Source organism: Lactobacillus sp. HMSC08B12 (assembly GCF_001808415.1).
Lineage (GTDB): Bacteria > Bacillota > Bacilli > Lactobacillales > Lactobacillaceae > Lactobacillus > Lactobacillus delbrueckii.
Window position 1 is genome coordinate 1 of record NZ_KV793205.1, and the last position, 7,835, is coordinate 7,835.

Annotated in this window: 9 protein-coding genes; 7 read left to right on the forward strand and 2 right to left on the reverse strand. The window is 43.8% G+C overall.

The features are described 5' to 3' along the window. Positions 1–10 precede the first annotated feature (10 nt). On the reverse strand, positions 11–292 hold the full coding sequence (locus tag HMPREF3168_RS08230) for an MATE family efflux transporter (RefSeq protein ID WP_070489557.1): 282 nt from the start codon (positions 290–292) through the stop codon (positions 11–13). Positions 293–389: 97 nt separating this feature from the next. Between HMPREF3168_RS08230 and HMPREF3168_RS09985 the strand changes: the two genes are divergently transcribed. After that, positions 390–1,127 carry a MerR family transcriptional regulator gene (locus HMPREF3168_RS09985; protein WP_083289612.1) on the forward strand — a complete coding sequence of 246 codons (738 nt, stop codon included), beginning with the start codon at positions 390–392 and terminating at the stop codon, positions 1,125–1,127. A 322-nt stretch (positions 1,128–1,449) separates the two neighbouring features. Then, positions 1,450–2,091 (forward strand): tyrosine-type recombinase/integrase, encoded by a 642-nt coding sequence (locus tag HMPREF3168_RS08245; RefSeq protein ID WP_002880287.1) that lies wholly within the window; start codon positions 1,450–1,452, stop codon positions 2,089–2,091. Positions 2,092–2,282: 191 nt separating this feature from the next. Here the strand turns inward: HMPREF3168_RS08245 and HMPREF3168_RS08250 are convergent, their stop codons facing one another. Next, positions 2,283–2,753, reverse strand: a complete 471-nt coding sequence (locus tag HMPREF3168_RS08250) for a GNAT family N-acetyltransferase (RefSeq protein ID WP_070489559.1) — start codon at positions 2,751–2,753, stop codon at positions 2,283–2,285. Between the two features lie 304 nt (positions 2,754–3,057). Between HMPREF3168_RS08250 and HMPREF3168_RS08255 the strand changes: the two genes are divergently transcribed. The 5 genes from HMPREF3168_RS08255 to HMPREF3168_RS08275 all read left to right on the forward strand — a co-directional run bounded on the left by HMPREF3168_RS08255 (position 3,058) and on the right by HMPREF3168_RS08275 (position 7,449). After that, positions 3,058–3,972: an ABC transporter ATP-binding protein gene (locus tag HMPREF3168_RS08255; protein WP_070489561.1), complete on the forward strand. Its 915-nt coding sequence runs from the start codon at positions 3,058–3,060 to the stop codon at positions 3,970–3,972. Positions 3,973–3,977: 5 nt separating this feature from the next. Beyond that, positions 3,978–4,829 carry an ABC transporter permease gene (locus tag HMPREF3168_RS08260; protein ID WP_231540556.1) on the forward strand — a complete coding sequence of 284 codons (852 nt, stop codon included), beginning with the start codon at positions 3,978–3,980 and terminating at the stop codon, positions 4,827–4,829. A gap of 172 nt (positions 4,830–5,001) precedes the next feature. After that, positions 5,002–6,351, forward strand: a complete 1,350-nt coding sequence (locus HMPREF3168_RS08265) for a Rib/alpha-like domain-containing protein (RefSeq protein WP_231542220.1) — start codon at positions 5,002–5,004, stop codon at positions 6,349–6,351. Positions 6,352–6,511: 160 nt separating this feature from the next. Then, the gene (locus HMPREF3168_RS08270) at positions 6,512–6,976 is read left to right on the forward strand and encodes a DUF2798 domain-containing protein (protein WP_050952443.1); all 465 of its coding nucleotides are present in this window, start codon (positions 6,512–6,514) and stop codon (positions 6,974–6,976) included. Positions 6,977–7,140: 164 nt separating this feature from the next. Beyond that, positions 7,141–7,449 (forward strand): hypothetical protein, encoded by a 309-nt coding sequence (locus HMPREF3168_RS08275; RefSeq protein WP_035175363.1) that lies wholly within the window; start codon positions 7,141–7,143, stop codon positions 7,447–7,449. The last annotated feature ends 386 nt before the right edge of the window (positions 7,450–7,835 follow it).

A 7,835-nucleotide genomic window follows, 5' to 3' on the forward strand; every position in this document is an offset into this window, starting at 1 on the left:
AGTCAATGCCTTAACTTAATGACATTGCCCGGGCTATGGCGACTTTTTCTTTATTTTTGCCGGCCCCTAACAGCCGGGAGACCATGACGTCAACCGCCATTTCAAAGCCGCCGGAGACAACCAGGAAAAGCATGATGATATTGGCCGCGTTGCCCACAGCCCCTAATTCCCTGGCTCCCAGATAGCGGCCGATGATGGCCATGTCGATGACGCTGTAGAGCTGCTGGACAAACAGCTCGCTGATCATGGGTAGGCTGAAGGCCCAGACTTTCTTTTTCAATTCTTCTGTCATTTTTCTTACCTGCTTTCAAAGTTCATATCTTTAGGGTAAACTATGCCCTAGGGGAATAGTCAAGGGCTGGAGAGTTTTAGTAAGGAAAGAGATTGACATGAACGAGGAATTAATTAAGACCGGGGATTTTGCCAAAATGTGTGCTGTCACTAAGAAGGCACTTTATGTCTATGAAGCAAAAGGGCTCCTGAAGCCGGCAGTTGTCAAAGATAATGGCTACCGCTACTACCGGCTGGAACAGGTGGACCAAGTTGCCACAATCCGCCTGCTGGAGAAATTGGGCAGCAGACTGCAGGAGGTTGGGGACTTTTTCGCCTTAAAGGATTTGAATGAACGGCAGAAGTATTTAGGCAAGCAGCAGGAAGCAGTCGAAAGAGAGATGGCTGAGCTGGGGAAGATCAAGTCCAGCTTAGAATTCTTTGACCAGAGAATCAGTGACTTGAAGCAGACTGGTTTTAAAAAAGTGGCAGTTGAGACTTGCCCGGAAGAATACCTGGAAGTCAGTCCTTTTAGGCATGGTGTTTCGCTGAATCCAATCAGCTTCGGGCCTAGATATGGGGTGATCGTCGATGACTTTGAAAAGGCAGAAATCAGCCGCTTTTTTAAAGTAGTGGAAAGAAAAGAGGGCAATTACGTCAAAGCGGCTGGAAAGTATGCCTGCTTTTACCAGGAAATGGAGAACGACGATGTTGCTGGCAATGGACCGAAGGCACTGGAATATTTAAGAAGCAAGGCAAAAGTTGTCCCGCCTTTTTACCAGGAAGACTTCAGCAGTTCCGTTTCAGGTCATGACGGATCGGTAATCATCAAGTATTCTGCCAAGTTGGATTTATGAGCAAATAAGCAGCATCCCTGCAGAATTTTCCGTCAGGGGATGCTGCTTTTTAGTTGAAACTTTGCCTAACTCTTTTTAACCTCATTTGAGGGAAAAAGGGCAAGTAATCATCTCAAAAAATTTGCGTGCAAATGAGAGCTTTTCTCAGCATCTTTGGCGGAAAATCGATTTTCTACCGAATGCGTAGAAATAGGCATTTTTACGCATTCGAATCTTGATTAGTTAGGACGGAATTTTTAACAATTTTGCCGCTTCAATGCACCTTTGTGCTAGAATAAATACATAAAGACGCATTCAATGAGGGGAGGATTTTGCTAGCAAAATGGGCCGAAAAGTTAAAAAAACAGAGAGCAGCAGAAATATCCGGCCGCTGAAAACGGCAAAGGAAATCAACGCTATGAAACGGGCTCTGCAATTTGGGACCGGGACAGTTACCGGGCAAAACAGGAATGGTCTGCGGAATGCTATGATTTTTGTCTTTGGAATCAATACGGGTCTCCGGATCTCCGACATCGTCAAGGCCAAGGTGTCAGACATTGAAGACGGGGAATGGTACAACCTGGTTGAAACCAAGACCCACAAGAACCGGCATGCCTATATTGGCAATATCAGCCAGGACTTGGAAAATTACATTGCCCAGATGCAGCTGAAGCCAAGTGACTGGCTCTTCCCTTCTAGAAAAGGGGAGGGGCATATTGAAGGAAAGTCATTCTATAAAGATTTGAAGCGGGCCGCCCGGCAGTGCGAGATTGATCCCAATACGGTTGGTACCCACACTCTAAGAAAAACTTTTGGCTATCACTACATCAAGAGCGCGACAACCCCAGCAGGTGATCCAGATCCCCGGGCCTTGTACAAGCTGCAGAAGATGCTGAACCACAGCAGCCCAACCACTACTCTGAGATATATTGGCTTGGAAGATGAAAGCATGGAAGAAGATTTGAAGTCTTTCCGTTTGGGATAAAATACACATTTTTAAGAAGTGAGTTCTATTGCGCTTAAATGTACAGGTGATCAACTTTAACTTTTTAAGAGTAACAGAATCGCTTTATCAGAACTATACATTTTTAAGTAAACATATATACATAAACTTTGTTATGTAAAGTAATTTGCTGGAATTAAAAACCGGTCTCAAAATTTGAGATCGGTTTTTGCTTACAAAATAAATTCCATATTTGTTTCTTTAACCTTCAAGCCATTCTTCTTATAGAAGTTTATGGCAGAATCATTGCCCTCCCATACATTAAGCGTCACTTCATAGCATCCCAGTCTTTTGGCTTCAGCTTTGACATAATCAAGCAGGGCCCGGCCCACGCCTTGGGAGCGCTGGGTGCTGTCAACACAGAGGTCATCGATAAAGAGTGACTTAAACTGAACCATATTGGTTGAAAAAGGCTGCTCTTGCAGCTGAGTGAATGCATAGCCGAGCACTTGATCATCTTCGTCAACCGCGACAAAAACTGCTTTCTGGTCATCGTTAATGATTGTCGTCAGCTCTTCCACCGTGTACTTGGTTGTGCCTGGAATAAAAATGTCTGGACGAATCGAAGCGTGAATTTCCAAAACTTGGCTCAGCAGCTTCATAATTGCTGGAATGTCTTTAACTTGCGCGCGTCTAATTTGCATGATGCCACCTCTAAATAGTATCTAGTTACTGTTAATTTTAACATGAAGCATTGAATTTACAGTACTTGAGACCTGTATCTCAGATCGTAATCTTAACTCTCTCTTGCTGATTGAAATATATCTCGATCAAAATAACTCACTTAACATCACCTAAAGGGTCACGCCTAACCAGCGTGGCCTTTTCTTATTCCAGCTTTTTTCAACTTAGCCGCCTATTTTTGCATCTTACCTAGATTTAACCCAAGAAAATATTAAAAGATGTAGAATTAACTTAGAAAGATAAATAGAAAGGGGTTGTAAAATAGTGAAGAATGCTATTGAGGTTAGAAACCTATCTAAGTCCTATGGTGACTTGAAAGTCGTCAATGACATCTCCTTTGCAGTCCGCGAAGGCGAGCTCTTTGCCTTCCTTGGCCCAAACGGGGCCGGTAAATCTACAACGGTTGACTGCCTGTCGACTTTGACCAAGTTCGATTCTGGTGAGATCAAGTTGGCCGGGCTTAACATGAAGACACAGGCACAGGAGATCAAGCAGAGGATCGGGATCGTCTTTCAAGAAGGACTGCTGGATAAGCGGCTTACAGTGCTTGAGAATTTAACTCTTCGCGCTGGCTTTTACTATCACAGCAAGGCAGAAGTAAAAGCAGCTGTTGCCCGGGCAAGCGAATATACGGAGATTAATGACCTGCTTAAGCGGCAATACGGAAAATTGTCCGGTGGGCAAAGGAGGCGGGTAGATATCGCCAGAGCGCTCTTAAATACGCCGAAAATCCTTTTCCTAGATGAACCAACGACGGGTCTTGATCCGCAAACCAGGCAGCACATTTGGGAAACGATCCAGCGCCTGCAAAAAGAGCAGGGGATGACCATCTTTTTGACGACGCACTATATGGCCGAAGCATCCGTAGCGGATTATGTGGTAATACTGGACCACGGGAAGATTGTCGCTGAGGGCAGTCCGATCAGCTTGAAAGAGTTCTACAGCTATGACCGGCTGAAGCTGTATCCGAAGAAAGAGCAGAATTTAGACAATATTCTGTCGTCTTTATCACTTAATTGGAATAAGGCGGCCGACCACTATGAGGTAGAACTGAGGTACACCATGGATGCCATTGATATCGTAGAAGGAACGCGGGACCAATTGCAAAGTTTTGAAGTCCTGCATGGAACGATGGATGACGTATTCTTGAATATTACAGGGAGGAGGCTAAGAGAATGAGCGCGATGGTCAAAAGGAATCTCAAGATTTACTTTAGAGACAAAGCTTCAGTATTCTTCTCAATGCTGAGTGTCATTATCATTTTTGCCCTCTACATCTTATTCATTGGTGATTCGGTGAATAGCGGGCTAAAGTTTCTGCCGCATCCCAATCGCTTGATGCGGGCTTGGATGCTAGCAGGGATGCTGGCTTCGGCATCGATCACTACGAGTTTAGGAGCATATGGGGTGATAATCAGCGACCGGGAGAATAAGGCGATCAAGGACTTTTACTCATCTCCGGTCAGCAGAAGACAGGTCGCGGGCGGCTATATCGTGACCGGCTTCATCATCAGCATCATCATGTCCATTTTTACCTTAATTTTTGGGGAAATCTACCTTGGTCTGGCCGGCGGGGCAGTACTGGATATAGAGACTTTACTAAAGCTATTTGCTGTAATTGTCTTATCAGCCTTTGCATCATCGGCGATTGCTTCCTTTATGATTTCTTTCTTGAAGACCAACAGCTCCTACTCAGCCGCAAGCACGATAGTTGGGACCTTGATCGGCTTTTTGGTTGGGGCATACATTCCAATCGGCAGCTTGCCAGACAACGTTCAGTGGCTGGTAAAGTACTTCCCATGTGCTCATTCAGCGGTACTTTACCGGCAGCTTTTGATGAAGCCTGCAATAAAGGCAAATTTTGCCAATCAGCCGGCAAGTGTACTAAAAGAGATCAGGGAAATGTTTGGGATTGTCTTCGTCTATAACGGCCACATCGCGCCTGCATGGGTATCAGTAGCAGTCCTGCTGGTTACTGGGGTAGTCTTCTACTTGCTGGCGGTCTTGGTAATGACCCGGAAACAAAATGAAATATAGAGAATAGTTAACATAATTTGAGATATGGAAAGTTGTATACAAAAGTATGCGACTTTTTTGATTAAAGCCTTTTCATGGACGGATTTTAGGGATATGATCAAGTTGGATGTTTAAGTTAGGAAAGGTGAATAACATGAAAAGGAAAATTCTAGCATTTGTTGGATGTTTATCCTTGGTCGCTACGACCGTCAAGCCTGTGCAGGCAAGTTACCTTAATGGGTACGACTATGCCAAAATGGCTAACAAGAAGGTCGTAGTCACTAAGACTATGAAGGTCTACCGGGTAAAGACTGGCACTTCTGAGTCAAAGAACCATTTTTACTCTGCAGGCAATGTCAAGAAAGGGTCTGTCATCTATCGGTCACGATGGTTGATGAGCACCGGCAGTGGCTGGGTAATTAAGAGCAACAAGTACAAGGCCGGCAAGCGGCAATTCTACTTTGTCTCTGCCCCAGAAAAGACCAAGTGGTTCAAGGCTTACAAGGCTAAAAAGAAGTCTGTAGCTAAAACGAAGAAGACCAGCAAAAAGACCAATAAGAAAGTCACTAAGGCTAAGACCGTAATAAAGACAAGCAAGGCTAAGAAGACAGTGAAGAAAACTGCTAAGAAGAAAAGCAGTAAGAAGACTGTGAAGAAGGCTACCAAGAAGAGCGCTCAGAAGACAGTCAAAAAAACTACAAAGAAACCCGCAAAGACAGTAAAGAAGACTAGCAAGAAGCCGTTAACGATGGCACAGAAGTACAACCCAAAGGTTAAAGCTTGGACTACAACACTTGATTGGGGAGAAACATTCTCAAGCGATGCGTATTCCTACATTACCAATCCCTGGGATCTTCCAAGTGAGACGAACTATACTTTTGTAAAGCCAGTAAACACAAAGAAGGGCGGCTCCTATCAGACTAATATTTTGGTTACCTACCCAGATGGTTCAAAGGAAACGGTAGGGCCAGTTTCCTTTGTAGTCAAGTCAGCACAAGCAGATGCGTACAATGTGACTGTCAAGAACACTACCGTACCTTATGGGCACTATATCGATATTAGAAAGGACATTGTGACTAACCCAGTTGGTTACTTCCCTAATGACCCAGCTGAAGTTGAGTTATCGACAACTGAGTTTTACTTCAGCCGTGCAGATGGAAATATATTAGCTAATAATCCAGACACAAAGGTTCCTGGAAGCCATGACTATTATATTCGGGTAGATTATCCAGACGGCTCCTACCAAGTTAGCCAGAAGTTTACCTTGACGGTCAGTCAGCCAGATAACCTAGTCTATCATCCAGCTCTGAAGAGCTCTTCAATCACTCTGCCTGTAGGCACAGATATTGAAGCAGACAGCTACCAGTTGCTAAAGCCGCAAGACTTCATCAGTAACACCGCCGATATGCCAAAGGGGACCAAGTACGAGATTCGTGACGATTACAGCTACGATGAGCAATCTAGCAGCTACGTTACTATCAAGGTTACCTTCCCGGATGATACAACTTGGGAATCGCCGATGTTCTTACTGACCTTTAATTGAAAAATGCAAACTATTTTTCAGAAAATCTTATCAAAAATCCTTACACAATCAATTTTTCTATGTTAAAATAACTAACTGTATTTGAATACGGTTATGATTGGAAACGCACACTCCCGGAGTGATTAACGAACAACACGTGAATCATGAAGGGAGTTTTTTAATGCCAGAATCAAAACTGGAAAATTTTGTCTTTACTGTTATGATGGCCTTTGTTATGGTCTACGCCATGATCTGCTACAACATCGCTCTTACCATCGGCGGGATGAGGGATGCTGTCTTACTGGACGCCTTCCGCGAAATGATGATCATGTGGCCGGTTGCAATCATCCTGGAGATGTTCGTCTTTGAAAAGCCTGTCGTTTACTTGACTCAGCGGCTGATTACACCTGAAACGCCAATCTTGTTGATCATCTTGATCCGGTGCTCAATCACCGTCTGCCTTATGTGCCCAACGATGAGCTTGATCGCGACCGCGCTCTTCAAGAACTTCCAAGCAGCTGGCTTCATCGGGACCTGGCTGCAGACTGCCGTCATCAACTTTCCAATGGCGATTGGCTGGCAAATCTTCCTCTGCGGTCCTGCGGTAAGATTCTTGTTTAGAACGATTTTTAGAAAAGATAACTAAGTTACATTAGCAGCATTCATCTGTATTTAGTGCAGGGGATGCTGCTTTTAGTTTCTCCGAATACGTCTGGCGAGAGTATCACAAGTGACTGCCTCCCCAGCTTTCTGACACTATTCTGCTGGGTGAGTCCTAGATACAGAACCAATAAATAGGTTACTTTATTTATGTACCAGGAAGTCTCAGAAAATTTCGTTAGCGATGCACTAGAAAGGGGCTATATCCAAGAGAAGAGCTATGCATCATCAACGCAACACGGTGTTTATAATGCTGAAGATGATGTTAGAATGGTGATTAAGAAAAGTAACTCTGGAAGACAACCTAATGGATTCACTCTTGATACAGAAAATGAAGTACTTTTTAAGAGAAACACCAAGTTTATTGCTACTGATACATACGTGAAAGATGGGAAACGATACATGAGGTATTTTCTAGTGGTCCTTCAGACGAATGGGAAAAGAGCAGAAAGTTTCTAAAGCGGATGATGGCAGAAAGTGAAAGGTTCTGGGCAGAAAGAGAAAAAGAAAGCAAAAAGAGCGAAGACACAAGCGATTAGCGAAAGCTGACCGCTTTTAGTTTGCCCTCAGCATGGCATAAAAATGCTTTATAATCATCCTGTCGGGGTCACACCTCGTAATATCAGGCGTTGGTAGACTGTTGAATGAAGAAGTACAAAACAGTTAAATTCTAGAGGCAAGCAGTTTATAATATAATCTATAAGTAATCGGTTGCAACTGAACCAGAAAGGAAATTGGTATGTTAGAGAACGAAGCTTTGTTTGACGAGGTGGTAGACGAGCTTAAGAAACGTGGTTCAATTCAAGATTTTGAAGAAAAAGGTTCAGTATAAAAACTTGTGTAAA